Source organism: Streptomyces sp. NBC_00258, assembly GCF_036182465.1.
In the GTDB taxonomy this organism is placed as follows: Bacteria; Actinomycetota; Actinomycetes; order Streptomycetales; family Streptomycetaceae; genus Streptomyces.
The window spans coordinates 2,977,670-3,004,211 of sequence record NZ_CP108081.1 but is presented as its reverse complement, the minus strand read 5'-3'; the positions used below and the strand labels follow the sequence as shown (position 1 = coordinate 3,004,211).

The following is a 26,542-nucleotide window of genomic DNA, read 5'->3' as shown; positions in this document are numbered from 1 at the left end:
TGCGTACAGACACAGAACAGCCATGCATACGCAGCGAGAGGCACACCATGACGGACGCAACCGGCACGGCTTCCGGCGGATCCCTCACCCTGGCGGACGATCTGACCATCACCCGCATGGGATACGGAGCCATGCAGCTGGCGGGTCCCAACGTCTTCGGGCCGCCCAAGGACCGGGACGAGGCCGTCGCGGTACTGCGGGAGGCCGTCGAGCGGGGCATCACCCACATCGACACCAGTGACTTCTACGGGCCCGTCGTCGTCAACGAGATCATCAAGGAGGCCCTGTATCCCTACCCCGCCGACCTGCGCATCGTCACCAAGGTCGGCGCCCGCCGCGGCGACGACGGCAGCTGGATCCTGTCGCGGGACCCCGAGGACCTCAAGGCCCAGGTCCGTGAGAACCTCCAGCACCTCGGCGTGGACGCACTCGACGTGGTGAACCTGCGCGTCGGCTCGAACGACGGGGGAACGGACGAGGAGCCGCTGAGCGAGCAGTTCGGCGCACTGGCGGAGCTGCGGAAGGAGGGCCTGATCCGCCATCTCGGAGTCAGTGCCGTCTCCGACACCCAGCTGACCGAGGCACAGGCCATCGCACCGGTCGTCACCGTGCAGAACCTCTACAACCTGGCCAACCGCCAGGACGACGCCCTCGTCGAGCGGTGCGCGGCGGAGAACATCGCGTTCGCCGCGTTCTTCCCGCTCGGCGGCTTCAGTCCGCTGCAGTCGCAGACGCTGACCGACGTGGCCGCCCGCCTGGACGCCTCGCCCCAGCAGGTGGCCCTTGCCTGGCTGCTCCAGCGCTCCGCGACCACGGTCCTGATCCCCGGCACCTCGTCGCGGGCCCACCTGCGCGAGAACATCGCGGCGGCGGAACTGGCCCTGCCGGCCGCGGAGATCGAGGAGCTCGACCGGATCGGCCGCTGATCGAGGCACGGGGTAAGCCCCGTCGCTTTTAGGAGCGCGGGGCTGTATCGATATGCGGCTCCGCCGCGTGGGCGCGACCAGCCACACACAACCCGCAGTCGAGGTAGTACGTCGGCTGCGGGTTGTGTGTGGCTGAGCGCGCAGTTCCCCGCGCCCCTGAAAGCCTGAGAGCAACCCCTTACTGGGCGCCCGCACCGGCCGGCTCCCGGTGGAGGAGCTCCACCTCCGCCGCCGCCACCTCCCGCTCGGCAGAGCCCCGCGTCCGCCACAGCCACGCGATGTCACGGCCGAACGACCACGTCAGCAGGCCGAGGGCGAGGGCGACGACGCCGAACATCACGGCGTACGGGAGTATCCCCGAGCCCGCGATCAGCAGCAGGACGCCCTGGAGGGCGGCCACCGTCTTGCGTCCCGTGCTGGGCGGCAGCGTGCCGTTCAGCCACGGCTGGAACTTCGCGGCGGCCACGAAGGCGTAGCGCATGCCGCCGATCAGGAGTGCCCAGGGGCCGACGGCCGTGGAGACGTACACACTGAGCACCAGGATCAGGAACGCGTCGACCTCCATGTCGAAGCGTGCGCCCAGCGCGGTGGAGCACCCCGTCCGGCGGGCGACCTTGCCGTCGACCGCGTCGAGGATCAGGGCGACCGCGGTGAGCGCGACCAGGACCGTCACCGGCGGCGGACTCTGGAACGAATCCGCGACCAGCGCGGTCACTCCGCCGACAAGGGTGGCCCGGCCCAGGGTCACGCGGTTCGCGGGTCCGAAGGAACGTGGCCGCGTGCGATGCAGGGCGCGTGAGAGCACCGCCCACGTCGCGAGCGCGAACACCAGTCCCGTCAGCCAGCCCACGGGCCCCATGCCGAGCGCCGTGCCGAGCACGGTGAGCAACAGAAGCTGCACACCCGCTCCCACGGCCGTCTCCTGCTGCAAGAGCCTCGCGTCGTACGTGTTGTTCAGGGCCACCGCACATCCTCCGGCCAGGTGACAGAGTCGATCATTGCCGCGTACCTTGTGCGCGGCTTCGCAAAGGTCGGTACGTGGCTCGCCGCCCGATCGTTCAGCTGATTTGCTCAGCCCATTCACATGGACCACCCAGGAGGATGCCGAATGGACCGCTCCGCCCGCGCCTTCTGGCTCCGCTCTCCCGGTCTCGGTGAGATCCGGGACGCCGAACTGCCCGACCCCGCCGAGGGCGAGGTCGTGGTGCGAACACTTTTCTCAGGGGTGAGCCGCGGAACCGAGACGCTCGTCTTCCGCGGAGGCGTGCCGGAGAGCCAGCACGCCGCCATGCGGGCGCCCTTCCAGGAAGGCGACTTCCCAGGGCCCCTCAAGTACGGGTACCTGAACGTAGGAGTGGTGGAGGCGGGGCCGACCGACCTCCTCGGGCGGACCGTCTTCTCCCTCTATCCGCACCAGACCCGGTTCGTCGTCCCGGCGAGCGCCGTCACTCCCGTGCCCGAGACCGTGCCCGCCTCGCGGGCCGTCCTCGCCGGAACAGTGGAGACCGCCGTCAACGCCCTGTGGGACGCGGCACCCCTGATCGGAGACCGGATCACCGTGGTCGGCGCCGGCATGGTCGGCGCGAGCGTCGCCGCGCTCCTCGCCCGATATCCCGCGGCCCGGGTCCAACTCGTCGACGCCAACCCGGCGCGCGCCGACATCGCACAGGCCCTGGGCGTCGACTTCGCGCTCCCGGCGGACGCCGACGGCGACCGCGACCTGGTCGTCCACGCCAGCGCCACCGAGGCCGGGCTCGCCCGTTCCCTCGAACTCCTCGCCCCGGAGGGCACCGTCCTCGAACTGAGCTGGTACGGCGACCGGAAGGTCAGCCTGCCGCTCGGCGAGGCGTTCCACTCCCGCCGCCTGGTCATACGCAGCAGCCAGGTCGGAACCGTCTCCCCGGCCAGGAGCGCCCGCCGCACCTACGCCGACCGCCTCGCCATCGCCCTCGACCTGCTCGCCGACCCCGCCCTCGACGCCCTGATCACGGGCGAATGCGCCTTCGAGGACCTGCCGGAGACGATGGCGGAACTCGCCGAGGGACACACGACGGCGCTGTGTCACCTCGTGCGGTACGACACCACTCCCGCCCCGGACCGGGACACGCGACCCGGCGGGCCCAACGGCCACTCCGAAGACACCCCGTAGTCACCTGGTGTCCATCGGGTGACCAAGTCCTCACACCGGTAACCAAGTTCGCACTACACGTCTCTCTGGCCGCCCTGTCCTGGGCACCATTGTCCGAAACTCCGAGCCGAACCCCCTGAACACGGAGAACGGACCGGCCGTACTACACGGCACGCCCCGGCAGAGGGGTCAGACGCGCCGCACCTGGAGGGTCGTCCGTTGTTCAGCATCACCGTCCGCGATCACCTGATGATCGCCCACAGCTTCCGCGGAGAGGTCTTCGGACCCGCGCAGCGCCTTCACGGAGCGACGTTCCTCGTGGACGCCACGTTCCGCCGCGCCGAGCTGGACGACGACAACATCGTCGTCGACATCGGACTGGCCACCAGGGAACTCGGAGAGGTGGTGGCCGAGATGAACTACCGGAACCTCGACAACGAGCCGGTGTTCGCCGACACCAACACCTCGACGGAGTTCCTGGCCAAGGTCGTCGCCGACCGTCTCGCCGAGCGCGTGGAAAAGGGCGCGCTGGGCGAGGGCGCCCGCGGCCTGGCCGGCATCACCGTCACCCTGCACGAGTCGCACATCGCCTGGGCGAGTTACGAGCGTGCCCTGTGAGCCACAACGCCGACATCATCCCCATGTCCCTGCGCGCCATGCACTTCGTGATGCCCGGCGCGGTGAACGACCCGACCATGCCGAGCGGCGGCAACATCTACGACGCCCGGGTCAGCTTCGACCTCCCCGGCTTCGGCTGGCAGGTCCACAAGCACGCCATCGACGGCAGCTGGCCCCAGCCCGAGGCCCCGGCCCGCGCCGAACTGGCCCGCATCCTCGCGGACCTGGCCGACGACACGGTCGTACTCCTCGACGGCATCGTCGCCTGCGCGGTCCCCGAGATCGTCATCCCGGAGGCCGAACGGCTGCGGCTGGTCGTCCTCGTGCACCTGCCGCTCGGCGACGAGACGGGACTCACGCCCGCGCTCGCCGCGGACCTGGACGCCCGGGAGCGCCGCACGCTGCGATCCGTGCCCGCCGTCGTCGCCACCAGCGAGTGGGCGGCCCGCAGGCTCGTCGCCCACCACGGCCTCGCGCCCGACCGGGTCCATGTCGCCGCGCCCGGCGCCGACATCGCACCCCTGGCCTCCGGTACCGACGGCGTCTCGCACCTGCTGTGCGTCGCCTCGGTCACCCCGCGCAAGGGACAGCACCGTCTGGTCGAGGCCCTCGCCACCGTCACCGACCTGCCCTGGAGCTGCGTCCTCGTCGGCGGCCTCAACCAGGACCCCGAGTACGTGGCCCGACTGCGGGCACTGATCGACCAGCACGGCCTCGGCGACCGGCTTCACCTGGCCGGCCCCCGGTCCGGCGCCGCGCTCGACGCGAGCTACGCCGCCGCCGACCTCATGGTCCTCACCTCGTACGCCGAGACGTACGGCATGGCCGTCACCGAGGCGCTCGCCCGCGGTATCCCCGTGCTGGCCACGGACGTCGGCGGGCTCCCCGAGGCGGTCGGGCGCGCACCCGACGGCGGGGTGCCCGGGCTCCTCGTGCCGCCGGAGAACCCCGCGGCCCTCGCGGCCGAGCTGCGCGGCTGGTTCGGCGAGGCCGACGTACGCCGTCGTCTGAAGGCCGCCGCGCGCGCCCGCCGGGCCTCCCTCGGAGGCTGGGCCGCCACGGCCCGGAGTCTGTCGGGTGTCCTGGGGCGGCTGAAGAGCGAGGCAAGGAGGGGGGCGGCATGAGCAGTACGAGCACGACACCGGCCGGGATTCCGGGGCACGGCACGACGACGGCCGAGCCCGGCCTCGACGAGGAGACGACGACCGCCTCGCTGGGACGTGGTGAGGGGACCGACACGGCAGGGCGGGGACGCGACGAGATGACGACGACCGAGACCGAGGCCGTGGTGCCGGGCCAGACACAAATCGGCCAGGCCCAAGACGGCCAGGCCCGAGACAAAGGAACGATTCGGCTGGGCGACCGGACGCGCGGCGAGGCCACCGACGACACGCCCCGTTATGCCCCGGAATGGCTGGAGTTGCGCGAGCCCGCCGACGCCGGTGCCCGGGCGGCCGAGCTCCTCGACCCGCTGCGGATCCGGCTCGCGAACCTGCCGGGGCGCGGTGGGCTCGTCATCCACGACCTCGGCTGCGGCACCGGCTCCATGGGCCGCTGGCTCGCGCCCAGGCTCGACGGGCCCCAGCACTGGGTGCTGCACGACCGCGACCCGTATCTGCTGCACTTCGCCGCCGTCGGGTCGCCCCGGTCGGCCGCCGACGGCAGCCGCGTCACGGTGGAGACACAGCGCGGCGACGTCGCCAGGCTGACCGCGGACGCCCTGGCAGGCGCCTCGCTGGTGACGGCCTCCGCACTGCTGGACGTCCTCACCCCGGACGAGATCGAGGCACTGGCCGCCGCCTGCGCCGGAGCCGGCTGCCCCGCGCTCCTGACGCTCTCCGTGGTCGGGCGCGTCGAACTCACCCCGGCCCACCCGCTGGACGACGAGATCGTCAACGCGTTCAACGACCACCAGCGGCGCGGCGATCTGCTCGGCCCGGAATCGATCAACGCGGCCTGCGACGCCTTCGCCCGGCACGGCGCGACGGTTCGGGTGCACCCGAGCGCGTGGCACCTCGGCCCGGACGAGTCCGCGCTGACCGCGGAGTGGCTGCGCGGCTGGGTCGGCGCGGCCGTCGAGCAGCGCCCGGAACTGGCCGCGCGCGCCGACGCCTACCTCAAGGAGCGCCTCGCGGCCTGCGAGGCGGGCGAGTTGAACGTGGTGGTGCACCACAGCGACCTGCTCGCACTGGCCCGCCCGACAGGGGGAGCCTGATGAGCACGCCGGCGGTGGCGGACGAGGCACAGTCACTGGCCGTCCTGGACGACGAACTGTCGTCGGCGGTCCGTGACGGCGGTGCGCAGGAGGAGACCGGACGAGTACGCCTCGACGGTGGAGACGGCGAGCCGGGGCCGGCCCGCGCGGACGCGGCGGCGGACACGCCCACCGCGAGTACGCGCAAGGTCCTGGCCCGCGTCGCGGGTCCCGTCCGGGCCCGCCTCAACTCCCGCGTCCTGCGCACCCACTTCGGCACCATCGCCGGCGTCGTCATCCTCACCGTGCTCACCTGGCGGCTAGGCACCGGCGTCTTCCTGGACGGACTGCGCCGGATCGACGGCCCGACGCTCCTCGCGGCGCTCGGCATCGGCCTGCTCACCACCGTGTTCAGCGCCTGGCGCTGGTGCGTGGTGGCCCGCGGGATGAAGCTCAGGCTGCCGCTGGGCCCGGCCGTCGCGGACTACTACCGTGCGCTGTTCCTCAACGCGGCCCTGCCGGGCGGCGTACTGGGCGACGTGCACCGCGCGGTCCGGCACGGACAGAGCGCCGGTGACGTCGGCCGCGGAGTACGCGCGGTCGTCCTCGAACGGGTCGCGGGACAGGCGGTCCTGGCCGTCGTCGGCGTGACCGTGCTGCTCACCCAGCCCTCGCCGGTGCTGACCGAGACCCGGCACCTCGCCGTGCTGCTGGTCGCAGTCTCGCTGTGCGGGGTCGTCACCGTGGGCGCGGTCCGCAGCAGGGGCCGGGCGCCGCGAGCGACCCGCCGCTACCGGGCCGTGCGCGCCGCGCTCACCGAGGCGCGCGGGGCACTGCTGGCCCGCGGGAGCTGGCCGGGCGTGGTGATCTCGTCCGTCGTGGTGCTCGCGGGACACGTCCTGATGTTCCTGCTCGCGGCCCGGGCGGCAGGCTCGACCGCGTCCGCCGCCGAGCTGGTGCCCCTGGCGCTGCTCGCCCTGATCGCCATGGGGCTGCCGCTGAACGTCGGCGGCTGGGGACCCAGGGAGGGCGTCACCGCCTGGGCGTTCGGCGCGGCCGGCCTGGGCGCGACCCAGGGCCTGACCGTGGCCGTGGTCTACGGCGTGCTCAGCTTCGCCGCGAGCCTGCCCGGTGTCGCCGTACTGGTGGCGCGTTGGTACGCGGGGCTGCGGCGCCCGCAGGAGAGCGCGGCCGCCGAGCCGGGCCCGGACTCGCACCTGGAGTCACCGGCGCCCCGGATCTCGGCCCGCGCGGAAGGAAACGGGGACACTCAGTGCCGATCGACGACCGCAGGAAGCCCGGTCTCCGATGTCAGCAGGGAGAAGTACGCTCCGAAGGAGCCGGCCAGCGAGGCGAGGAGTTCCTTCCCCTTCTCGGCGGACGCCCTCGAAGGGCGGCCGATGACACCGGACTTGGTGTAGGCGGACATGCCCAGCGTGAGCAGCTGCCGGCGGTCGTCGGCCTCGAAGTCGGAGGTCTCGTAACCCGGCCTGACCAATTCGGGGTGCCTGTGCAGCAGAATGGAGGTCTCAATTTCCCCCGCGTGCATATCAGTGAGCAGCGAGGTCTGTATCCCGGCCTGCTCCCGCGCCGCCTCCCAGTCCTCCGCGGCAGGGAAAAGAGCCATCCGGGCACCGGCGGCCGTGGATTCCTGCACGACATTGCCCAATACGTAATTGCCGCCATGCCCATTGACCACGACGAGGGTGTCCACACCCGACCGACGCAGCGAGTCGGCAATGTCCCGCACCACCGCATGGAGCGTCACGGAGGAAATGCTCACCGTTCCCGGCCAGGCCGCGTGTTCGTGCGAGCAGGAGATCGTCACCGGAGGAAGGAGGTGAACGGGGAATGCGGCAGCGACCTCTTGGGCTATCGCGCACGCGACGAGCGTGTCCGTCGACAGCGGAAGATACGCACCGTGCTGCTCGAAGCTGCCCACGGGAAGCACGGCGACCTGCCGGGCGGCACCGGCACCTCGTGCGCGTACGTCTTCCGTGGTGTCTGTCGGCAGCTGCCCTGACACCGTGAGTCGTATTTCCGAACCGCCCGAATTGCCCATGTTCTCGCGACCTTTCGTCTCTGCTTAGGAACCAGAATCATGACAGAAATAGATGGCGTACTCGCCGGGAAAGCCCACTCCGCAGGTGTCGAGCGGGTCGTGAATGCCCCGCTGCCCACGGTGTACGGCGATTTCCAGGCCGTCGGCTACCTGGACCGTACCCGCGGAGACGAACAAGTGGCTCTGGTCTACGGTGACATCCAGAAAGACGGAATGCTCACCCGGCTGCACTCCGAGTGCCTCACCGGTGACGCGTTCGGATCCCGGCACTGCGAGTGCGGTCCCCAACTCTCCACCGCCCTGCGGGAGATCGTGGCCGAGGGCCGCGGCATCCTCATCTATCTCCGGGGCCACGAGGGCCGCGGGATCGGGCTGCTCGCCAAGCTCCAGGCGATGAAGCTCCAGGCGGAGGGCCTCGACACCGTCGAGGCGAACCTCGCGCTCGGGCTGCCCGTGGACGCCCGCGACTACGGCGTGGCCGCGGAGATCCTGCACGACCTCGACGTCCGTTCCGTGAGACTGCTGTCCAACAACCCGCGCAAGCGCGAGGCATTGCTCCGCAACGGCATCAAGGTCGACGCGCAGGTCCCGCTGCTGATCCCGCCCTGCGAGGACAACATCACCTATCTGCGTACCAAGCGGGAGCGTCTGGACCACGACCTGCCGCACCTGGACGCCGTGGTGGGCCACCGCGTCTGACCCGCCCTACAGGCCCCGGCCGTCCGCGCGCCGCGCGTCCCCAGTGGCGCGCGGCGGCCGGCGGCCGGGCAGCGGTGTGATCAGGAGGAGTGTCACCCGGACGCCCCGACCGCGGTGACATCGGCGCGGACAGGGGAAGGGAAGAGGGATGACCGACGACGTCCTCCACCTCTCCCGCGACCAGGTGGCCGCCCTGCTCGACACGGACACCGCGATCCGGTCCCAGCGAGCCGCCTTCACCGCACTCGGTGACGGCACCGCCGAGCTGCCCGGCAAGATCATGCATCCGAGCGGGTTCGACGACAGTGTCGTGTTCGCTTACCTCGCACGGCTGTCCGCGGACACCGGGGCCGTCGCCAAGATCGGCAGTGTCAACCCGGGCAACGCGGCCGCCGGGCTGCCGACGATCCATGCCGTGATCAACGCGCTCGACCCGGTCACCGGGCAACTCGTCGCCGTCATGGACGGCACGGCGGTGACGACCCTGCGCACCGCCGCGGCCAGTGCCGTGGCCCTCGACGCACTCGCCACCCCCGACAGCGCCGAGCTGGGCCTGATCGGCTCCGGCACCCAGGCCCTCGCGCACGCGCGCTCCGTCGCCCGGGTGAGGGACCTGAGAGCCGTACGGATCTGGAGCCCGTCCCCGGAGCGCAGAGCACGGGCGGCGCGGCTCCTCGCGGCCGAACTCGGAATCCCGGTCAAGGCCGTCGACTCGGCGGAGGAAGCCGTGGCCGGACTGCCCATGGTCGCCGCCTGCACGCTCAGCAGCACGCCCGTCGTCCGGGGCGAGTGGCTCGCGCCTGGCTGCACCGTCGTCAGCGTCGGATCCTTCGAGCCCGGCCGCAGCGAGGTCGACACCGAGGTCGTACGGCGGGCCGCGGCCGTCGTCGTCGACGACCCCGAAACCGCGGCGGACCACGCGGGGCCGATCGTGGACGCGCTCAGCTCCGGGACGGTCACCCACGCGGACCTGATCCCGCTCGGCGAGGTGCTCACCGGCCGCCGCGAGGGACGTACGGCCGAGCGGGACATCGTCTACTACAACAGTGTCGGCATCGGCATCCAGGACGCCGCCGCGGCCTGGGCGGTCATCGACGCGGCTCGCGCCCAGGGGGTGTGCTCATGACCGGTGTTCCCGGACGCGCGGGGGTCGTCGTCATCGGCGGCGGGGTGATGGGCACGAGCATCGCGTACCACCTGGCGCGGGCCGGAGTGCCGGACGTGGTGCTCGTCGAGCGGGACGAACTCGCGTCCGGGTCCACCTCGCGGGCCGCCGGCGGAGTGCGCGCGCAGTTCTCCGACGAGCTCAACATCCAGCTGGGCGCGCGCAGCCTGGAGGCGTTCGCCCGCTTCGGCGAGGAGACGGGCCACGACATCGGGCTGCACCGCGTCGGCTACCTCTTCCTGCTGTCGACACCGGAGGAGGTCGAGGCGTTCGAGGCCGGGGTGCGGCTGCAGAACGGACTCGGCGTGCCGAGCCGCATGCTGGACCCGGCCGAGGCACACCGGCTCTCGCCGCTGATCAGCACCGACGGACTGCTGGCCGCCGCCTTCTCCCCGGACGACGGCCACTGCACGCCCGAGGCCGTGGTGCAGGGATACGCGGCCGCCGCCCGCCGCCACGGCGTCAAGGTCGTACGCCACTGCGAGGTCACCGGCATCGAGACGCGCGGCGACGACATCACGGCCGTCGTCACCGGTCCGGGCCGGATCGAAACGTCGGCCGTCGTCTGTGCGGCGGGCGCCTGGTCGCGGGCCGTCGGCGCGATGGCCGGCGTGGACCTCCCGGTGGAGCCGCTGCGCCGCCAGATCGCGGTCACCGAGCCGGTCCCGGACCTCCCGCCCGACCTGCCCATGACCATCGACTTCAACAGCAGCCTGTACTTCCACACCGAGGGCCCGGGCCTCCTCGTCGGCATGTCCGACCCGGACGAGACCACCGGCTTCGCCACCGAGACCCACGACCGCTGGATCCCCCGCCTCTGCGAGGCCATGGAGCACCGCGCACCCGCCCTGCTCGACCTGCGCAGGACGGGCGGCTGGGCGGGCCTGTACGAGATCACCCCCGACCACAACGCGCTGATCGGCGAGGCGAGTTCGGTCTCCCGCTTCCTGTACGCGACCGGGTTCTCCGGGCACGGCTTCCTTCAGGGCCCCGCCGTGGGCGAGGTCGTCCGCGATCTCTTCCTGGGGCATGATCCCTTCGTCGACGTCACCCCGCTGCGGGCCGAACGGTTCGCCGCCGATGCCCTGAGACCGGAGGTCAACTGCGTATGACCGAGCTCCACTTGTGGCTGCGCCACGAGACCCGCACGACCGAGCGACGCACCCCGCTCGTGCCGTCAGACGCCCGGCGGCTCGTCGGGAACGGCGTGACGCTCACCGTCGAGGACTCCCCGCAGCGGATCTTCCCGACCGGGGCGTACGAGGAGGCGGGCTGTCGTGTCGTCGAGGCGGGCTCCTGGGTCGACGCCCCGGCGGACGCGGTGATCGTCGGCCTCAAGGAACTCCCGGACGGACCCGGCGAGTTGAGGCACCGGCACATCTTCTTCGGGCACGCGTACAAGGCACAGCCCGGGGCGGAGGCGCTGCTGCGCCGGTTCGTCGCCGGGGGAGGGGCGCTGTTCGACCTGGAGTACCTGGTGGACGACAACGGCCGCAGGCTCGCCGCCTTCGGCTACTGGGCGGGCTATGTGGGCGCGGCCCTCGCGGTACTGCACCACCGGGGCAGGCTGAGCGCTCCACTGCGCCCGACGTCCAAGGAGGAACTGGACGCCCTGCTCCAACCTGCCCCCGGCGACGAAGAGTTCGCCTCGCTGGTGATCGGCGCGCTCGGCCGCTCCGGACGCGGTGCGCGGGTGGCGCTCGCCGAGGCGGGGCTCGACGCCACCTGCTGGGACCTCGCCGAGACCCGCGACCTGGACCGACAGGCCCTGCTGGACCATGAGTTGATGGTGAACACCGTGCTCACCACCGGGCCGAGCACCCCCTTCCTCACGGCCAAGGACCTGGACGAGCCGGGCCGCCGGCTGCGCACGGTGTGCGACGTGACCTGCGACGTCGGCTCCCCCTACAACGTCCTGCCGGTCTACGACACGGTCACGGACTGGACCGACCCCGTGCGGCGCCTGCACGAGGAGCCCGCGCTGGACCTGATCGCCATCGACAACCTGCCGTCCCTGCTGCCCAAGGAGGCGAGCACGGACTTCTCGGCGGCGCTCACGCCACAGCTGCTGGAGTTCGGGGTGGCCGGGGCGTGGGGACGCGACCTGGACCGGTTCCACGAGACCTGCCGTGAACTCGGCCTGACACAAGGGGAGTTCCGCGATGTCTGACACCACCGCCCAGCCTGCCGGCGTCCCCGCCTCCGGCACCGTTCACTGGATCGGCGCGGGCTTGTCCACCGGCAGCGGACTCGCCGCGCTGTGCGACGCGGCCGACCGCGTGCGCCTGTGGCACCGCACCGAGGAGCGGGCCGCCCAGAGCCTGGAGACCCTCGGCCTCACCGGCCGCGCCGAGCCCCGCGCGTACACGCTCCCGGCCCTCACCGCCGAACTGGCGCCCGGTGACGTGGTGGTCTCCATGCTCCCGGCCCCCGAACACGCGGGCCTGCTCGCCGCCTGTGTGAGCCGCGGGGCCCACTTCGCCTGCTCCAGCTATGTCTCGGAGGCGGTCCTCGACCAGGTCCCCGCCGCCACGGCCGCCGGGGTCGTCGTCCTCACCGAGTCCGGCCTCGACCCGGGCATCGACCACCTCTTCGCGCACAGCCTCATCGCCAGGGCCCGCGAGGAGATCGGCGCCGACACGGCCGCGGAGGTGAGCCTCACTTCCTACTGCGGAGGCATCCCGGCCGTCCCGAACGACTTCAAGTACCGGTTCAGCTGGGCCCCGGCGGGCGTCCTCAACGCCCTGCGCTCGCCCGCCCGTTACATCGAGGCCGGCGCCGAGACCACGGCCCCACGCCCCTGGGAGGCAACACGCCCCCACGTGGTGGACGGCGAACCGTTCGAGGTCTACCCCAACCGTGACAGCCTTCCCTTCGTCGACCAGTACGGACTGCCCCCGGCCTGGAAGCCGCAGACCTTCATCCGCGGCACCCTCCGCCTCGACGGCTGGCTCGACGCCTGGCAGCCGGTCTTCGAGGAGCTCCGTCAGGGCGACGACCAGCGGATCACCGCTCTCGCCCAGGAGTTGGCCGCCCGCTACCCGACCACGGACGCCGACCGCGACCGTGTGGTCCTCGCCGTGTCCCTGGACGTACGCGACGGCTCGGACCGCACCTGGTCGGGCCGCTACCTGCTGGACCTGGAGGGCGACGCGGAGGAGAGCGCGATGGCGCGATGCGTGTCGCGGACGCTGGCGCTGGGGGTGCGGCGGATCCTTGGCAACGGTCTGCCACCCGGTCTCAACCGGGCGGCGGAGACGGCCGAGCGGTCCGAGGACTGGCTCGCCGAACTCGCCCGCGACGGCGTCGACTTCACATTGCGGACGGGCAAGCCCTCCTGACGTCCGGGCGAGCCCTTCCAACTCGACCTGCCGCTACGGTTGATCCCTTCAGGGCGCCAGATGGACGCGGGGCGGGACGACGCGGCCCGCGTCGTCCGGCGAGCCGCGTCGTCCCCGGCCGACACACGTATCCGGCCGTCCCGCCCCGCGTCCATCCCGCGCCCTCCCGAAGTCACCGGCTCCTGGGCCGTGTGGCCGGGCAGCGAAGGTCAACGACCCGCCGAGCCCTCCTCAGCCGCCGAGCGCCTCGCTCACGAACCCCTTCAGCTCATGGAAGGACAGCATGCCCGCAGGCCGCAGCTGCGCCATGAACTGCACGGTCAGATCGTTGCGCGGGTCTACCCAGAAGGTCGTACCGCCCGCCCCGCTCCAGCCGTAGGACCCCTCGCTCTCCGGGGACTCCGTGCGGTCCGCGTCCACCACGACCGAGACACCGAGGCCGAAGCCGAGGCCCGCGTTGCCCGGCTGTCCGTGGATGGGCCTGCTGCCGAAGGCGTGGAGGTCGGTGGGGAGATGGTTGGCGGTCATGGTGTCCACGGTCTCGGGGGACAGCAGCCGTACGCCGTCGAGTTCGCCGCGCCGGCGGAGGAACTCCATGAAGCGGTGGTAGTCGCGGGCCGTCCCCACCAGCCCGCCGGTGCAGGAGAGCAGGCGCGGGCGCTCGTGGACCGTCGGGCCCGGGATCGGCGTGAACCCGCCGTTCTGGTCCTCCTGATAGAGGACGGCCAGCCGTTCCGCCCGCTCGCCGGAGACCCAGAAGCCGGTGTCCGTCATCCCGAGCGGTGTGAAGACCCGCTCGGCGAGGAACGCGTCGAGCGGCCGCCCCGTCACCACCTCGATGAGCCGCCCGACCACATTCGTCGCGACCGAGTAGTTCCACTCGGTCCCCGGCTCGAACTGGAGCGGCAGACCCGCGTACACCGCGCAGGCCTCGGCGAGGTCCGCGTCCTTCGGTGCCTGGATCTCGACTCCGGCCGCCAGGTAGAGGGAGTCCACGGGGTGGGTGCGGTACGCGCCGATGGTCAGGCCCGCGGTATGGGTCAGGAGGTGCCGGACCCGGACGGGGCCCTCGGCCGGGCGGGTCCTGATGTCGTCGCCCGTGCCGCTCTCGTAGACCTGGAGACCGGCGAAGGCCGGCAGGTGGCGGGAGACGGGATCGTCGAGGTCCAGCAGGCCCTCCTCGTGGAGCATCAGCGCGGCGACGGACGCCACCGGCTTGGTCATCGAGTAGAGCCGCCACACCGTGTCCGCGGTGACCGGAATGCCGGCCTCCCGGTCGCGCAGACCGTACGACGTGAGATGTGCGACACGTCCGTGACGAGCCACGGAAATGAGGTACCCGGGGAGCAGGCCGTCGTCCACGCGACGGGCGAAGAACCGGTCGAGACGGTCCAGCGCCACCGGATCGAGACCGACCTCGACCGGATCCACTTCTTGCCGCAACTGATCCATGGTCTGCCTCCGGTTGACGCTCGGAAAGGGCGGAAACGGGTTGGAAAGGGACTGCGGCGAGAGGTCGGCAATGGGGCGGGGAGATCGGAAAGCGCTACGAGAGTAGCCGTGAGGGGGGTGTCCTCCGAATGAAATTCGCGGCCACGGCCGGACATGTTCGACGACCCGTGGTCCGGCGCGCCCAGGCGCCGCCGACCCCCGGGCACCTGGCGGGCGTGCGAGGCGTTCGAAGGGTGAAGGTGTGCGCCAGTGCGCTGAACTGCGGCTCGACCCCGGATCCGTAACGCCGGGGCGTGCGTCATAAGAGGCGAATGGCTGCCCCATGCACGCAGGATCGGCCCGTTCGGATCACGTCACGGACCGTACTGGTCCGATGACTACGCTGCGTGAGGCAACCATTCGCCTGTTCGATTCGTATATCTCCGTGGAAGCCCTGCAAACCTGTCAGGCGACGTGACGCCGGAGCGTCACGATCCGCTTCACCGGGTTCGCACCGAGCAAGGAGAACCGATGCGACCGTTCGCGCTCAACTACGCCCGTCCGGCCCAGCAGTTGGAGGTCAGCGTTCCGTATGCTTATGACTCCAGACTGCAGTTGAACGTGCTCCCGGACGGGCGGCTCGCCGCTCATGACTACGCCGTGTTGCGGGAGTTGGGGGCCACCACCTCCACCGCAGGCTCGAAGACCCACTTCGACGACTGAAGCCGGACCCGTAACGATGACGGTTCTGATCCTGACGTGCGAACAGGATGTGACCGCGGACATGGTGGTGGCCGAACTCGACGGGACCGGGGTGCCGGTCGTCCGCCTCGACCCCGCGGACCTGCCGGGCCCCGTGGCCCTGTCGGGGGAGTACGTGCACGGCGCCTTCCGCGGACATCTGTCCGTCGGCGGCCGACTGGTGAGCATGAACGGGTTGCGGTCCGTCTGGGTCCGCAGGCCCGGCGTGCCCGCGAGCCGGGTCGCCGAGCCCTCCGACTGGCTGACCGAGGAGTCCGCCCAGGCGCTCTACGGCATGCTGCGCTCCACCGACGCGCGCTGGATGAACCACCCCGACGCGGCCCGGCGGGCCCGGCACAAGCCCTGGCAGCTCCATCTCGCCCAGCTCAGCCGCCTGCCCGTGCCCGCCACACTGATCACCACGTTCCCGCAGGCGGCCCGTGACTTCGCGGACCGCTTCCCGGATCTGGTGGTCAAGCCCGTCTCGGGCGCGCACCCGCAGGAGCCGCCCCGGGCGGTCCCGACCAGCAGGGTCGCGCCCGACACGGACTTCGCGGCCGTCGCCTACGGCCCGACCCTGCTCCAACGGCGGGTGGCCAAGCGGGCCGACATCAGGCTGACCTGTGTCGGCGACCGGATCCACGCCGCCCGCAAGGCGGTCGACCCGGACGCCGACCCCGACGAGGTGGACGTGCGGTTCGCCACCTCCGACGCGCCCTGGCGCCCCGCCGACGTGCCCTCGTGCATCGCCGCCGGCGTGGTCACCTATCTCCGTGAGGCCCAACTGGCCTACGGCGCCTTCGACTTCGCCGAGGACGCCGAAGGCATGTGGTGGTTCCTGGAGTGCAACCAGTCCGGCCAGTTCGGATTCGTACAGATCGAATCGGGCCAGCCCATCGCACGCACCGTCGCCGACTGGCTGTCGGCCCCCGCCCCGACCGCCACCCAGACCAACGGCGGCAGAGCCCGGCTCCTGGAGGGCCACTGACACACCGGCGCCGTCGCGCCCCTCCAGGGGTGCGGGGAACTGCGAGACCAGCCCTCACCGGGCCGCAGATTCATCACCGTCCTTCCGGCGGAGCACTCTCGTGGAGTGCTCCGCCGGAAGCGACTACGTGAGCCGCACGGACAACCCACGCCCCGTGAACACCTGCTCGGCATGGAACCCGTCCACCGTCACGCTCTTGAACCGCCCCTGCAGCACCCGGCTCTCGATCACGGGAAGAACCGCACCCCGCCGCGGCCGGTAGGAGCCGTCCAGCCGAATGACAAGCCGGCTGCCCCGGTCGAGCACCGCACGCCGACTCACCTTCAGAGCCGCCGCGCGATCCCCGTCGAGCGTCACGTCGAGAACCGAGCCGGACGCCTGGGCGTACACCCCCCGCACACGAAGCGCCGAAGTCGCCCGCAGCGTCCCGCCCTTCACCCGCACGTCACCACAGCCGAGCGCGTCCGCCGAACCGGTCGTGAGGACACCCTCCTCCACCGTGCTGCCGCCGGAGTACTCGTTGTCGCCGGTGAGCGTCAGCGTGCCGCTGCCGCGCTTGACGAGCGCGCCCCGGCCGCCGATGTCGTTGCGCCAGGTGTCGGCGGCAGCGAAACCACCGGCCGCGGCGTCCAGCGTGACGCGGACATCCGTGTCGAAGGCCCCGTACCCGTCGGCGGCTGCGAAGAGGTTGAGGCGCCCCCACTGCTCGAAGCCGTCCAGCAGGACGTAACCGGCGGGCAGCGCGGTCGTCCGCAGCACCTCGCGCCGCTGGGCCGCCGTGAGGTACGGCAGACGCGTCTCCAGCAGGACCTCCGCGCCCTTCGGCACGGTCATGCGGTCGTGCGAGTGCCGCTTGGGCAGGACGTACGTCAACCGGGGCTTGACCGCTGCCCGGTTGACGGACCGGTCCGCGTACGGATCGGTGTCCGGGCCCGCCGAGTGCGCGTACGCGTACAGGGTGTCCGCGGTCGTGCCCGTCTTCTCCTGGAAGTACGCGGAGGCCTGGGCGCGGGCCGCGGCCTTGAGGCCGGCGTTCTTCGGGTCGGCGAGCGCGGCCGCCGCGAGGGCCGTGGCGAGGACCCGGCCGCCGACCACGTCCACGGTGTTGTGCATGCCCGCCACGATGCGGGTGTGGGCGAGCTCGGAGGCGCGGGCCACCAGCTCCTGGAACCGTTCGGGGACCGCGTACCCCATCGCCAGCGCCGCCAGGTAGAAGGCGTTCGTGTGGCCGCTGGAGAAGCCCCCGTCGTCGGCCGGGTCGGTGCCGCGCTGCCTCAGCAGCTGCGGGACGACCACGACGTCGGACTCGTAGACGGGGTAGCCCAGTTCGTCGGTCCTCCCCGTGTCGACGACCTCGCTGTCCTCGTTCATGCGCCATGGACGCGGGTACTGGTAGGCGAGCTTGGAGGGGTTGCTCGACGCGAACGGGCCGCGCACCGTGTCGACCAGCTCGGCGACCTTGCCCAGGTCCGAGGTGTGGGAACCGGCGCCCAGCGCGGAGCCCGCGGGGGCGTCGGCCGGGAGCGTGTCGTTGATCTTGCCCGCCGGGATGCCGTCCGGCGCCGAGGTGATCCCGGTGACGGCCTTCGCCCCGCTCCGGTAGAGGTCGGCGAGCGGACCGAGGCCCGCGATGACCGCGTAACTCTGGTGCTGGCGGTCCTGGATGAACGCCGTCCGGGCCTCGGCGTCCGTACGCTGCCGGGTGACGCGCACGCTGTACCGCACGTTGGCGCGCAGGACCTCGGGCATGAGCGGGGTGCCGGTGTTCCAGGCCGCGCCCGTCTTCCAGATGCGCGCGAAGCCGTCGAGGATGTGCACGGCCGCGTTGGTCTCGGACGTGAGGTTGCCGATGACGTTCGTGGTGTACGAGTCCACGAAGGCGGCGGACGCGTTCGTGGCGGCCGAGGCCGTGGCGGCAGGCCAGGCCACCACCGCTGGGCCCGCGACCAGTCCGGCCGAGACGCCCACGGAGGTCCGCAGGAACACACGCCGGTCGATACCGGAGCTGCCACGAGGGGGACGGGGGTGCGCACCGGGCATGGAGGTGCCTCTCCTTCTGGAGTCATGACGGGAGGAACGAACTCGACCGTCACGGAAGCGAAAGCGGCAGACGCGACGGCGAAAGACGCGAGAGTGACGGCCTCAGAGCGATGAACCGGAAAGCGTTGAACTCGACAGCGATGAACTCGAACTGATCACGTGAGCTGAACCCGGGCTTCTGAACGAGAGTTGAACGCGTGGATGCACTCCGGAGCGGTCGACTCAACGGTCTGGGAAACAGACCGGCCCGGACCGCCTCACTGAAGCGACCTGGCCAGTGCCACGGCGCCCTCCACCGGCGGTACACGCAACGGCCGGGGCCGCGCCGACGGCAGGGCTTCGGCGAGTGCCTCGGTGAACGCCTCGTACAGCGCGGGCTGGACGAGCACCGTGCTGCCCGCCACCACCACGTCGTCCACGGGAACCCCGCGCCCGGCGAGCCGTACGACGAGCGACGCCAGCGCGTGGCCGCCCTCGGAGATCACCCGGCGGGCGAGCGGCGAACCGTCCTCGGCCGCCGCGAACACACTGGGCGCGTGCCGCCCCCACTCGGCGGACGGACGGGTCGCGCTCTCCAGCGCGGCGCCCAGGGCGGGGACTTCGGGAACGTCGAAGGCGGCGGTCAGCCGGTCCGCGAGGGCGTCCGGCGGATCGCCGCGGTCGTGCGCCGCCCAGAGCGCCCGCGCGGCCTCGCGTACGAGACCGGCCGAGCCGCCCTCGTCGCCGAGCACCGCGCCCCAGCCGCCGACCTGGACGGTGTCGCCGCCGGGCAGTCGTCCCACCGCGACCGAACCGGTGCCGGCGACGAGGCCGACCCCCTTGTCCAGACCGGCGGCGGGTACGAGGAGTTCGGCGTCTCCCACGACGAGGCAGGGGACACCGAGAAGAGTGTGGAGTGCGGAGCGGATCTCCTCGCACTGGCGAGGCGTTTCGCAGGCGTGCCCGCCGACGGCCACCGCGGCCGGGCGTGCGCCCTGGGGCAGCGCCTCGTCGATCAGTGCGGCCAGCCACGCGGCGGCGGACACGGGATCGTGGGGCCGCCACCCCCTGCTCATACGCACGTGATCGGCGACCGCACCCTGCCCGGGGCCGGGGTTTCCCCCGGCCTCCGCACGGAGATGCGTCTTCGTGCCGCCCACGTCGATGCCGACGGCGATGGGCGTGGAGTCCTGCACGGAGCCTCTTTCGTCGTTGCGCGGTGCCGCGCATGCGGAGCGAACGGCGGGCGAACCGTGTCTTGGCACGAGCGGTCGTGTCTTCTGACGAGTTCTCGGGAAGCCCCGGGACGGGCTTCTGATGAGCGCGGCAGGCGTGTACCGCTTGAGTTCGTTAGGAAGTTAACTAACGAAGTAGGGTGCGTCAAGGGGTACGGAATCCCGGTGCCGTACAACCATTGCGACCGGATCGCCGCGGCATGACCTGAGGGAGCCCATGAACCTGAGTGAGAGTGCCCGCGCGGTGTTCGCCGTGCTGGCCGAGGCGGGCACCGCGACCCGCCCCCAGCTGGCGGCCGGCGCGCGCCTGTCCAAGCCGACCGTCTCCTCGGCCGTGGCCGAACTGGAGACCGCCGAACTCGCCACCCACTCCGGCACCGTCTCCGGCGGCACCGGCCGTTCCGCCGCCGTCTACGGGCTCGGACCGGCCGCCGGCACCGTGCTGGCCGTCGACCTCGGCCCCGCCCAGACCCGGGTGCGGGGCTGTGCCCTGGACGGCACGCTGCTGGCCGAGGGCACCGGCACCCGGCCGGAGGCCGCCGACACCGTACGCAAGGTCCTCGACACGCTGCCGGTCGGAGTCCCGCTGCGCGCCATCGTCGTCGCCGTCGGCGACGTCACCGCACAGGACCGGGAGGGCGCCGGTATGCGCCCCGCGACCGAGAAGGCGGGCCCGGTCTTCGACGCCGTGGCCGTCGCGCTGCCGCGGGGTGTTCCCGTGCACCTGGAGAACAACGTCAACTGCGCCGCGCTCGCCGAACTGCACGAGGGCGCCGCCCGGGGCCGCGACACCTTCGGCTATCTGCGGATCGGCGTGGGTATCGGCCTCGGTGTCGTCATCGGGGGCCAGGTGCTGCGCGGGGCGAACGGCGCCGCCGGTGAGGTGGCCCGGCTGCCGTACCCCTGGGACGACGGCCGTGAACCGCGCCACGAGGCCCTGGAGGAGCGCATAGGCTCGCCGTCCCTCCTGCGCCGGGCCGCGGAGACCTGGCAGGGCGCCGACGGCCCGTGTCCCCGTACCGCCGAACGGCTCTTCGCGCTCGCCGACGAGGGCCATGCGACGGCCCGCACCGTGGTCGCTCTGCACGCGGCCGAGGTGGGCCGGCTCGCCGCAGCCGTGGCCGCTGTGCTGGACCCGGGACTGATCGTGCTGGGCGGCGGCACCGGCGCGTTTCCGCAGCTCCTGCCCGGTGTGAGGGCCGAACTGGGCCGGCTGAGCTGGCCCACGGAAGTGGTCAGCAGCACGGTCGGCGACAGCGGCACGGTGGTGGGCGCCAGCCGTCTCGCCGTGGCCCGTGGACGTCAAACCGTGACCGGTGGTACGGGGGCGAAGCATTGACGGCCTACGTGTAGGTCTGCCAATGTCCGGACAAGCGCTTTCCATAGCCGGTGGGACCCGGCTCTGGATGAGGCGTCCCGCCGTACGTGACGTACGGCAGCCGTGCGAGGGCGCGCTCGTACGACTGCGGACCTCAGTGGCCGGGGACCCCCATCCGTCAGTGCGCAGCGGCCGGGCGAGGCCGAGCGCAGGAACGCGTACTCCAGGGAAAAGACCCGAGCCGCTCGTTCGGCCAGGGGATCCGTAACGCACATCCAGGAGGACCCGGTGGGTCACCAGATCTCGCGCAGAACTCTGCTCCGGACCACAAGTGGTATCGCCGTCGCCGGTGCGCTCGGCAGCGCACTGAGCGCCTGCAGCGGAGGAACCGGAGCCGGCAGCACCAGCAGCGACCTGACCATGATTTGGTGGGGCAGCGACGACCGGCACGCGGCCTACAAGAAGGCACTGGCCGCCTTCCAGAAGAAGAACTCGAAGATCAAGATCCGGGAGACCTACTCCGGCTACGACGGGTACTTCGACAAGTTCAACACCAACATCGCCGGCGGCAGCGCCCCGGACCTGTTGCAGATGGACACCGCCCTGGTCGCGCAGTACGCCCGCAAGGGAGTGCTCGCTCCGATCGACTCCTACGTCGGCAAGTCCCTGGACCTCACCGGCTTCTCCAAGACGCTCCTCGCCGCGGGCACCGTCGACGGCAAGCTGTACGGCGTCCCGTCCGGCATCGGCGTCAACCAGCTCACGGTCAACCGCACCGGCCTGGAGAAGCTCGGCCTGAAGCTGCCGGACCGCGAGTGGACCTGGGCCGATCTGAAGAAGATCTCCCAGGACGTCTACAAGAAGAGCGGCGGCAAGATCTACGGCGTCGACGACGGCGGCGGCTCCACCCTCCAGTGCTTCGAGGTCTTCGCCCGGGAGAAGGGCGAGACGTTCTTCTCCGACGACGGCAAGAAGCTCGGCTTCACCCCGGCCACGCTCCAGGAGTGGTGGGAGTTCTGGGCCGACATGCGCAAGGTCAACGCCTCCCCGCCGCCGGCCATCACCTCGGCCGCGCACAACGACCTCACCAAGAACGCGGTCGTCATCGGCAAGGCCCTGTTCAGCTTCGACTCCGGCATCTACGGCGCGGGCGGCTCCATCACCGACGCGCAGCTGGACTTCCTGCCCACCCCGCAGGGCGACTTCTCCGGCGCCCGCGAAGGCAACTTCGTCAACGGCGGTGTCCTGCTGAGCGCCACCAAGGCCAGCAAGAAGGTCGCCGACTCCGTCAAGATCATGTCGTTCTTCGCGCAGGACGAGACGGCGATCAAGGACATGCAGCTGCTGCGCGGCATCCCGCCGACGGAGAAGGCCCGCAACCTGATCGCCTCGGGCCTGACCCCGACGGACAAGCTGAACATGGAGAACGCCGACTACATCTCCCAGCGCGTCGGGAAGGCGACCAACGCCCTGCCCGCGCCGGTGCCGCCGCCGCAGGGCGCCGACCAGATCTGGGACCTGCTGTTCCAGTCGAACCTCGCCGTGGCCTTCGGCAAGAAGTCGATCAAGGGCCAGCTCGGCGAGTTCTTCGACCAGGCGTCGGGGATTCTGGGCGGGTGACGCTCCGCCGGGGCGCGATATTTCGGCTGCGGGCCGTATGCGGCTGGTCGCGCCCGCGCGGCGGAGCCGCATATGTCACAGCCCCGCGCCCCTGACGGGGCGCCGCACCACTGCAAGACCGTGAGAGGGCCAGGGAGATGAGTATGACCACCGCGAAGACAGACGAGGTCGTGAAGGAGCAGCCTGCTCCCTCGACCCCGTCCGACCAGCGGGAGCGCGACCGTATGCGCCGCCGCCTCGCCAGACGGCGGGGCGGGGGCTGGTGGCCGTACGCCTTCCTGGCCCCCTGGTTCATCGGCCTGTTCGGCCTGACGATCTACCCGATGCTGGACTCGCTGTATCTGTCCTTCACCAACTTCGACCTGCTGACTCCGGCGCAGTGGGTCGGGATGGACAACTACAACAAGATGTTCACCGACGACCCGGTCTTCTGGGACTCGGTGCACGCCACGCTGCTGTACGTCGTCGTGTCGGTGCCGCTGAAGCTGGCGCTCGCGCTCGGTGTGGCGATGCTGCTCAACCGCGACCTGAAGGGCATCGGCCTGTACCGGGCCGCCTTCTATCTGCCGTCGCTGCTCGGCGGGGCGGTCGCGATCGCCATCGTGTGGCGGCAGGTCTTCGGCGGCGACGGTCTGTTCAACGACTTCCTCGCCTGGTTCGGCATCAAGGGCCAGGACTGGATCTCCAGCCCGGACACCGCGCTCTACACGCTGATCCTGCTGGCCGTCTGGCAGTTCGGCACCCCGATGGTCATCTTCCTCGCCGGTCTGAAGCAGCTGCCGAAGGACGTGTACGAGGCGGCCGCGATCGACGGCGCCTCGCCCGTCACCCGGTTCTTCAAGATCACCCTGCCGCTGCTGACGCCGATCGTCTTCTTCAACGTGGTCCTGCAGATCATCGACGCGTTCAAGACGTTCACCCCCGCCTTCGTCATCAGCAACGGCTCCGGCGGACCGCTCAACTCGACCATGCTGTACTCCCTCTACCTGTACAAGAAGGGCTTCACCGACCTCCAGATGGGATACGCCTCGGCACTCGCCTGGGTGTTGTTCCTGGTCATCGCAGGCTTCACGGCGGTCAACTTCATCGCCAGCCGCTACTGGGTCCATTACGACGACTGACGCTGCCTGACGTCTGAGCGAGGAGTCCTTCAGCCATGTCCGCCATCACCTCGGCCCACAGCCCGAAGTCGCCGTTGCAGAAACTGCGTTCGGCCACCGGATCGCGCCGCATCTTCATCCACACCGTGCTCATCGGCGTGGCGATCGTCATGCTCTATCCGCTGCTGTGGATGCTGAGCAGCTCGTTCAAGCCCGACACCGCGATCTTCACCCAGCCCGGGCTCATCCCGACCAAGCTGCGCCCGGAGAACTACTCGGAGGGCTGGAGCGGCTCCGGCAACTCCTTCTCCCTCTACATCACCAACTCGCTGATCGTCACGATCGGCGCGGTGATCGGCAACGTGATCTCCTGCTCGCTGGCGGCCTACGCCTTCGCGCGCTTCGAGTTCCGCGGCAAGAAGATCTGGTTCGGTCTGATGCTCGGCACCCTGATGCTGCCCACGCAGGCCGTCCTGATCCCGCAGTACACGATCTTCTACAACCTGACCTGGATCAACACGTACCTGCCGCTGATCGTGCCGAAGTTCCTCGCGGTGGACGCCTTCTTCATCTTCCTGATGGTCCAGTTCATCCGCTCCATCCCGCGCGAGCTGGACCACGCGGCCATGATGGACGGCGCGAACCCCTTCCAGATCTACTGGAAGATCATCCTGCCGCTGATGAAGCCGGCCCTGATCACCACCACGATCTTCACGTTCATCTGGACGTACGACGACTTCCTCCACCAACTCGTCTACCTCCAGCAGAACGACAAGTTCACCGTCCCCCTCGGTCTGACCCTGTTCATGGACCAGACGAGCGGCTCCTCCTACGGTGCGATGTTCGCGATGTCGACGCTTGCCCTCCTGCCCACGCTGATCTGCTTCCTCATCTTCCAGAAGAGGCTGGTAGAAGGCCTGGCGACCTCGGGCATGAAGGGCTGATCCCGTGCATCTTCCCCACCAGCGCGGCCAGTTGCACCACCTCCCCGACGACCCGGCCGCCTACGACGCCGTGCTGGCCGCCGTCACCGAGGCGGCCCTGGCCCGTCTCACCCCCGAGGGCAACCTCGAGAACCCGGCCGCCGTCGACGACATCGGCGACACCTCGCTCGGCATCACGTCCCTGCTCGCGCTCGCCTGGCACCGCACCAAGGATCCGCGGCTGCCCGAGGCGGTCCGCCGCAGCCTCGCCTTCCATCTGGGCTCGCGTGTCTACACCGAGGACAACCCTGGCTACCCGAACCTGACAGCACGCAACTCCGGTCTGCCGTACGCCCGTTACACACTGGAGGCGGGCGCGCACCCCATCGGCGACTGGCCGAGCACGGTGTGGGCGCTGCTCCAGGCCGTCAACGTCCTCGACGCGGCGGACGGGCTCGTCGAGGAGGAGCAGTACCGCGAACTCCTGGGCGTCGCGGGCGGTTACTGGCGCTGGCTCACCGAGGCCACCGTCTTCAACCCGCAGGACGCGGCGAATCAGGCCATCGGCTGCGTGGTCGGCGGACTGATGCTCGCCCGCCATCTCCCGCCCGGGGAGGGCGAGCCGGTCCGGCAGCGGGCCCTGCGGCTGTACGCCGACGAGATCCGCGCCCGGCGTGTACGGGACCGGGGCGCGCCCCTGCCTCCGGAGCACGGCGGCGCCTACGACAACAACTACGGGCCGATCTCCCTGTCGTTCCTCGCCCAGGCCCACCGGGTCAGCGGCGAGGAGGTCTTCGCGGAGGACGGCGACACCCTCGCCCGGTACATCGACGCGCGGGTCTGCGCCAGCGGCTTCGACATCGGCGGGCCGCGCTACAGCGAGCAGCACTCCGCCTTCGAATCCGTCCTCGGGCTGCGGTACTTCGGCCGTCGCATCGGCGCCGACATCGGCCGCTACGCCGGTGACACGCGCTGGGCCCGGCACGCGGTCGGGGCCGACGGAGGGGTGGACGGGCACTTCGCGTACATGCTCGTCTGGCAGATCCAGGACACCCCGAGCTGGCACCGCACCCCGAGCACGGCACCCGCACGCCACCAACTGCGGTCCGGCACGGTCACGGTGTCGTTCGACGACCGGATGACGCCCTCCGTGATCGAGGCGGGCGGCACGGCTCTCGTGGCCGCCGCCGTCGACCGGCAGCACGGATTCGGGCCCGTGACGGACGGTTTCCTGCTGTGCCGGCCGATGGGGGCGGTGCGGGTGGCGGACGTGCGCGCCGGCGGGCTCGCGGCCAAGCTCGTGAGCAAGCCCGTCGTCGGCCGCGACCATGTTCTGCGTCATCTCCAGTCGCTGTACGTCACGGACGGCACGCGGCTGTGGACGACCGTGGTCGTCGAACGGCTGGACGGGGAGCGGTACTTGCTCGCCGGGATGCCGTATGTCGCCGCGGACGGCGACCGGTTCCGCCGGGTGGGGGACTTCCCGCTCGTCGCGGCCGCCGGTGAGCTGCGCCTGACGCACCCTCAGGAGGGCGGCCCGGACTCCTTCGACGCCCGTGCCGAACTCACCCAGCAGCAGGCCGCGTTCGCGTTGGCCGCCGACCCGCGCGGGTACGGCGACCCCGACGCCGGGTGGCGGCACGTACGGACGACGACCGCCTTGGAAGTCGGGCCCGCACCGGACGCGCCGGAGGGGCTCGATGTCTTCGCCGTACGTTACGGGTCGGCGGCCGGCGAGCCGCTGAGCGTGGTCTGCGAGCGGACTGAGAAGGGGCTGGTCCTGCGCACGGACTCCTTCACCGCGGTGCTCGGCGAAGCCGACGAGCATGGCGAACCTCAGCTCACCTTGACTCCCGCGGGGACCTGACCTCCTCGGCGGATGTGCCAGAGCCCCCGGACAGCTTTCGCTGCCGGGGGCTCAGGCATTCCGGAGGGATTTCGCCCCCGCCGCCCCTACCCTCCCCCACTCTCGGCTTCGCTCGAGCGGGGGGACCCCCATCGTCACTTACTCGGGGGCTCCGCCCCCGAACCCCC

General features: G+C 71.1%; 22 protein-coding genes and 1 pseudogene. 18 read left to right on the top strand and 5 right to left on the bottom strand.

Going from position 1 to position 26,542, the window contains the following annotated elements:
- Window positions 1–47: 47 nt before the first annotated feature.
- Entirely contained in the window at window positions 48–926 is an 879-nt protein-coding gene (locus OG718_RS13560; RefSeq protein WP_328844243.1) for an oxidoreductase, read from the top strand.
- A 178-nt stretch (window positions 927–1,104) separates the two neighbouring features.
- Here the strand turns inward: OG718_RS13560 and OG718_RS13555 are convergent, their stop codons facing one another.
- On the bottom strand, window positions 1,105–1,890 hold the full coding sequence (locus OG718_RS13555) for a CDP-alcohol phosphatidyltransferase family protein (RefSeq protein WP_143640823.1): 786 nt from the start codon (window positions 1,888–1,890) through the stop codon (window positions 1,105–1,107).
- Window positions 1,891–2,034: 144 nt separating this feature from the next.
- Between OG718_RS13555 and OG718_RS13550 the strand changes: the two genes are divergently transcribed.
- The 5 genes and pseudogenes from OG718_RS13550 to OG718_RS13530 all read left to right on the top strand — a co-directional run.
- Window positions 2,035–3,075 carry a zinc-dependent alcohol dehydrogenase gene (locus OG718_RS13550; protein ID WP_328844242.1) on the top strand — a complete coding sequence of 347 codons (1,041 nt, stop codon included), beginning with the start codon at window positions 2,035–2,037 and terminating at the stop codon, window positions 3,073–3,075.
- A 198-nt stretch (window positions 3,076–3,273) separates the two neighbouring features.
- Window positions 3,274–3,672, top strand: coding sequence for a 6-pyruvoyl trahydropterin synthase family protein (locus tag OG718_RS13545; protein ID WP_055513514.1), 399 nt, complete (start codon window positions 3,274–3,276; stop codon window positions 3,670–3,672).
- A gap of 23 nt (window positions 3,673–3,695) precedes the next feature.
- Window positions 3,696–4,796 carry a glycosyltransferase family 4 protein gene (locus OG718_RS13540; protein ID WP_306943194.1) on the top strand — a complete coding sequence of 367 codons (1,101 nt, stop codon included), beginning with the start codon at window positions 3,696–3,698 and terminating at the stop codon, window positions 4,794–4,796.
- The gene (locus tag OG718_RS13535) at window positions 4,793–5,887 is read left to right on the top strand and encodes a class I SAM-dependent methyltransferase (protein ID WP_328844241.1); all 1,095 of its coding nucleotides are present in this window, start codon (window positions 4,793–4,795) and stop codon (window positions 5,885–5,887) included. Before OG718_RS13540 ends, OG718_RS13535 begins: the two co-directional genes overlap by 4 nt.
- Window positions 5,887–6,933, top strand: a pseudogene (locus OG718_RS13530) (lysylphosphatidylglycerol synthase transmembrane domain-containing protein); the annotation flags it as partial. The gene OG718_RS13535 and the pseudogene OG718_RS13530, both read left to right, overlap by 1 nt.
- A gap of 203 nt (window positions 6,934–7,136) precedes the next feature.
- Here OG718_RS13530 and OG718_RS13525 read toward each other — a convergent pair.
- A complete protein-coding gene (locus OG718_RS13525) occupies window positions 7,137–7,928 on the bottom strand; it encodes a creatininase family protein (RefSeq protein WP_328844240.1) in 792 nt (263 codons plus the stop codon).
- A gap of 39 nt (window positions 7,929–7,967) precedes the next feature.
- Between OG718_RS13525 and ribA the strand changes: the two genes are divergently transcribed.
- The 5 genes from ribA (at window position 7,968) to OG718_RS13500 (ending at window position 13,133) form a co-directional block, all read left to right on the top strand.
- Window positions 7,968–8,627 carry a GTP cyclohydrolase II gene (ribA, locus tag OG718_RS13520; protein ID WP_055613684.1) on the top strand — a complete coding sequence of 220 codons (660 nt, stop codon included), beginning with the start codon at window positions 7,968–7,970 and terminating at the stop codon, window positions 8,625–8,627.
- Between the two features lie 148 nt (window positions 8,628–8,775).
- Entirely contained in the window at window positions 8,776–9,753 is a 978-nt protein-coding gene (locus tag OG718_RS13515; RefSeq protein WP_328844239.1) for an ornithine cyclodeaminase family protein, read from the top strand.
- Window positions 9,750–10,904: an NAD(P)/FAD-dependent oxidoreductase gene (locus OG718_RS13510; RefSeq protein ID WP_306936535.1), complete on the top strand. Its 1,155-nt coding sequence runs from the start codon at window positions 9,750–9,752 to the stop codon at window positions 10,902–10,904. The genes OG718_RS13515 and OG718_RS13510 overlap by 4 nt, the downstream gene beginning before the upstream one ends.
- Window positions 10,901–11,962 (top strand): saccharopine dehydrogenase, encoded by a 1,062-nt coding sequence (locus OG718_RS13505; protein WP_328844238.1) that lies wholly within the window; start codon window positions 10,901–10,903, stop codon window positions 11,960–11,962. Before OG718_RS13510 ends, OG718_RS13505 begins: the two co-directional genes overlap by 4 nt.
- On the top strand, window positions 11,955–13,133 hold the full coding sequence (locus OG718_RS13500; RefSeq protein ID WP_328844237.1) for a saccharopine dehydrogenase family protein: 1,179 nt from the start codon (window positions 11,955–11,957) through the stop codon (window positions 13,131–13,133). Before OG718_RS13505 ends, OG718_RS13500 begins: the two co-directional genes overlap by 8 nt.
- Before the next feature lie 231 nt (window positions 13,134–13,364).
- On the opposite strand, the gene OG718_RS13495 is transcribed toward OG718_RS13500, so the two are convergent.
- Window positions 13,365–14,585: a serine hydrolase domain-containing protein gene (locus OG718_RS13495; RefSeq protein ID WP_143640815.1), complete on the bottom strand. Its 1,221-nt coding sequence runs from the start codon at window positions 14,583–14,585 to the stop codon at window positions 13,365–13,367.
- 510 nt (window positions 14,586–15,095) lie between these two features.
- On the opposite strand from OG718_RS13495, the gene tgmA reads away from it, so the two are divergent.
- Window positions 15,096–15,287 (top strand): putative ATP-grasp-modified RiPP, encoded by a 192-nt coding sequence (tgmA, locus tag OG718_RS13490; protein WP_033325990.1) that lies wholly within the window; start codon window positions 15,096–15,098, stop codon window positions 15,285–15,287.
- 16 nt (window positions 15,288–15,303) lie between these two features.
- Window positions 15,304–16,293: an ATP-grasp ribosomal peptide maturase gene (gene tgmB, locus OG718_RS13485; protein ID WP_143640814.1), complete on the top strand. Its 990-nt coding sequence runs from the start codon at window positions 15,304–15,306 to the stop codon at window positions 16,291–16,293.
- A gap of 123 nt (window positions 16,294–16,416) precedes the next feature.
- Here tgmB and OG718_RS13480 read toward each other — a convergent pair whose 3' ends face one another.
- Together OG718_RS13480 and OG718_RS13475 are read right to left on the bottom strand one after the other, a co-directional pair.
- Window positions 16,417–18,333: a phosphatase PAP2 family protein gene (locus tag OG718_RS13480; protein WP_328844236.1), complete on the bottom strand. Its 1,917-nt coding sequence runs from the start codon at window positions 18,331–18,333 to the stop codon at window positions 16,417–16,419.
- A gap of 257 nt (window positions 18,334–18,590) precedes the next feature.
- Window positions 18,591–19,508 carry an N-acetylglucosamine kinase gene (locus OG718_RS13475; RefSeq protein ID WP_328844235.1) on the bottom strand — a complete coding sequence of 306 codons (918 nt, stop codon included), beginning with the start codon at window positions 19,506–19,508 and terminating at the stop codon, window positions 18,591–18,593.
- A gap of 256 nt (window positions 19,509–19,764) precedes the next feature.
- Between OG718_RS13475 and OG718_RS13470 the strand changes: the two genes are divergently transcribed.
- The 5 genes from OG718_RS13470 (at window position 19,765) to OG718_RS13450 (ending at window position 26,375) form a co-directional block, all read left to right on the top strand.
- Complete coding sequence (locus OG718_RS13470) at window positions 19,765–20,886, top strand: ROK family protein (RefSeq protein WP_143640811.1); 1,122 nt, start codon at window positions 19,765–19,767, stop codon at window positions 20,884–20,886.
- A gap of 267 nt (window positions 20,887–21,153) precedes the next feature.
- Window positions 21,154–22,485, top strand: a complete 1,332-nt coding sequence (locus OG718_RS13465) for an ABC transporter substrate-binding protein (RefSeq protein ID WP_143640810.1) — start codon at window positions 21,154–21,156, stop codon at window positions 22,483–22,485.
- Between the two features lie 143 nt (window positions 22,486–22,628).
- Complete coding sequence (locus OG718_RS13460) at window positions 22,629–23,606, top strand: carbohydrate ABC transporter permease (protein ID WP_143640809.1); 978 nt, start codon at window positions 22,629–22,631, stop codon at window positions 23,604–23,606.
- Window positions 23,607–23,641: 35 nt separating this feature from the next.
- On the top strand, window positions 23,642–24,529 hold the full coding sequence (locus tag OG718_RS13455; protein WP_143640808.1) for a carbohydrate ABC transporter permease: 888 nt from the start codon (window positions 23,642–23,644) through the stop codon (window positions 24,527–24,529).
- 4 nt (window positions 24,530–24,533) lie between these two features.
- A complete protein-coding gene (locus OG718_RS13450; RefSeq protein WP_328844234.1) occupies window positions 24,534–26,375 on the top strand; it encodes a hypothetical protein in 1,842 nt (613 codons plus the stop codon).
- The last annotated feature ends 167 nt before the right edge of the window (window positions 26,376–26,542 follow it).

Excerpts from the sequence above, each read along its gene's own strand:
- OG718_RS13560 (WP_328844243.1), top strand. The coding sequence starts at position 48 with ATGACGGACGCAACCGGCACGGCTTCCGGCGGATCCCTCACCCTGGCG.
- OG718_RS13550 (WP_328844242.1), top strand. The coding sequence starts at position 2,035 with ATGGACCGCTCCGCCCGCGCCTTCTGGCTCCGCTCTCCCGGTCTCGGT.
- OG718_RS13540 (WP_306943194.1), top strand. The coding sequence starts at position 3,696 with ATGTCCCTGCGCGCCATGCACTTCGTGATGCCCGGCGCGGTGAACGAC.
- OG718_RS13535 (WP_328844241.1), top strand. The coding sequence starts at position 4,793 with ATGAGCAGTACGAGCACGACACCGGCCGGGATTCCGGGGCACGGCACG.
- OG718_RS13525 (WP_328844240.1), bottom strand. The coding sequence starts at position 7,928 with ATGGGCAATTCGGGCGGTTCGGAAATACGACTCACGGTGTCAGGGCAG.
- ribA (WP_055613684.1), top strand. The coding sequence starts at position 7,968 with ATGACAGAAATAGATGGCGTACTCGCCGGGAAAGCCCACTCCGCAGGT.
- OG718_RS13515 (WP_328844239.1), top strand. The coding sequence starts at position 8,776 with ATGACCGACGACGTCCTCCACCTCTCCCGCGACCAGGTGGCCGCCCTG.
- OG718_RS13510 (WP_306936535.1), top strand. The coding sequence starts at position 9,750 with ATGACCGGTGTTCCCGGACGCGCGGGGGTCGTCGTCATCGGCGGCGGG.
- OG718_RS13505 (WP_328844238.1), top strand. The coding sequence starts at position 10,901 with ATGACCGAGCTCCACTTGTGGCTGCGCCACGAGACCCGCACGACCGAG.
- OG718_RS13500 (WP_328844237.1), top strand. The coding sequence starts at position 11,955 with ATGTCTGACACCACCGCCCAGCCTGCCGGCGTCCCCGCCTCCGGCACC.
- OG718_RS13495 (WP_143640815.1), bottom strand. The coding sequence starts at position 14,585 with ATGGATCAGTTGCGGCAAGAAGTGGATCCGGTCGAGGTCGGTCTCGAT.
- tgmA (WP_033325990.1), top strand. The coding sequence starts at position 15,096 with ATGCGACCGTTCGCGCTCAACTACGCCCGTCCGGCCCAGCAGTTGGAG.
- tgmB (WP_143640814.1), top strand. The coding sequence starts at position 15,304 with ATGACGGTTCTGATCCTGACGTGCGAACAGGATGTGACCGCGGACATG.
- OG718_RS13480 (WP_328844236.1), bottom strand. The coding sequence starts at position 18,333 with ATGCCCGGTGCGCACCCCCGTCCCCCTCGTGGCAGCTCCGGTATCGAC.
- OG718_RS13470 (WP_143640811.1), top strand. The coding sequence starts at position 19,765 with ATGAACCTGAGTGAGAGTGCCCGCGCGGTGTTCGCCGTGCTGGCCGAG.
- OG718_RS13460 (WP_143640809.1), top strand. The coding sequence starts at position 22,629 with ATGACCACCGCGAAGACAGACGAGGTCGTGAAGGAGCAGCCTGCTCCC.
- OG718_RS13455 (WP_143640808.1), top strand. The coding sequence starts at position 23,642 with ATGTCCGCCATCACCTCGGCCCACAGCCCGAAGTCGCCGTTGCAGAAA.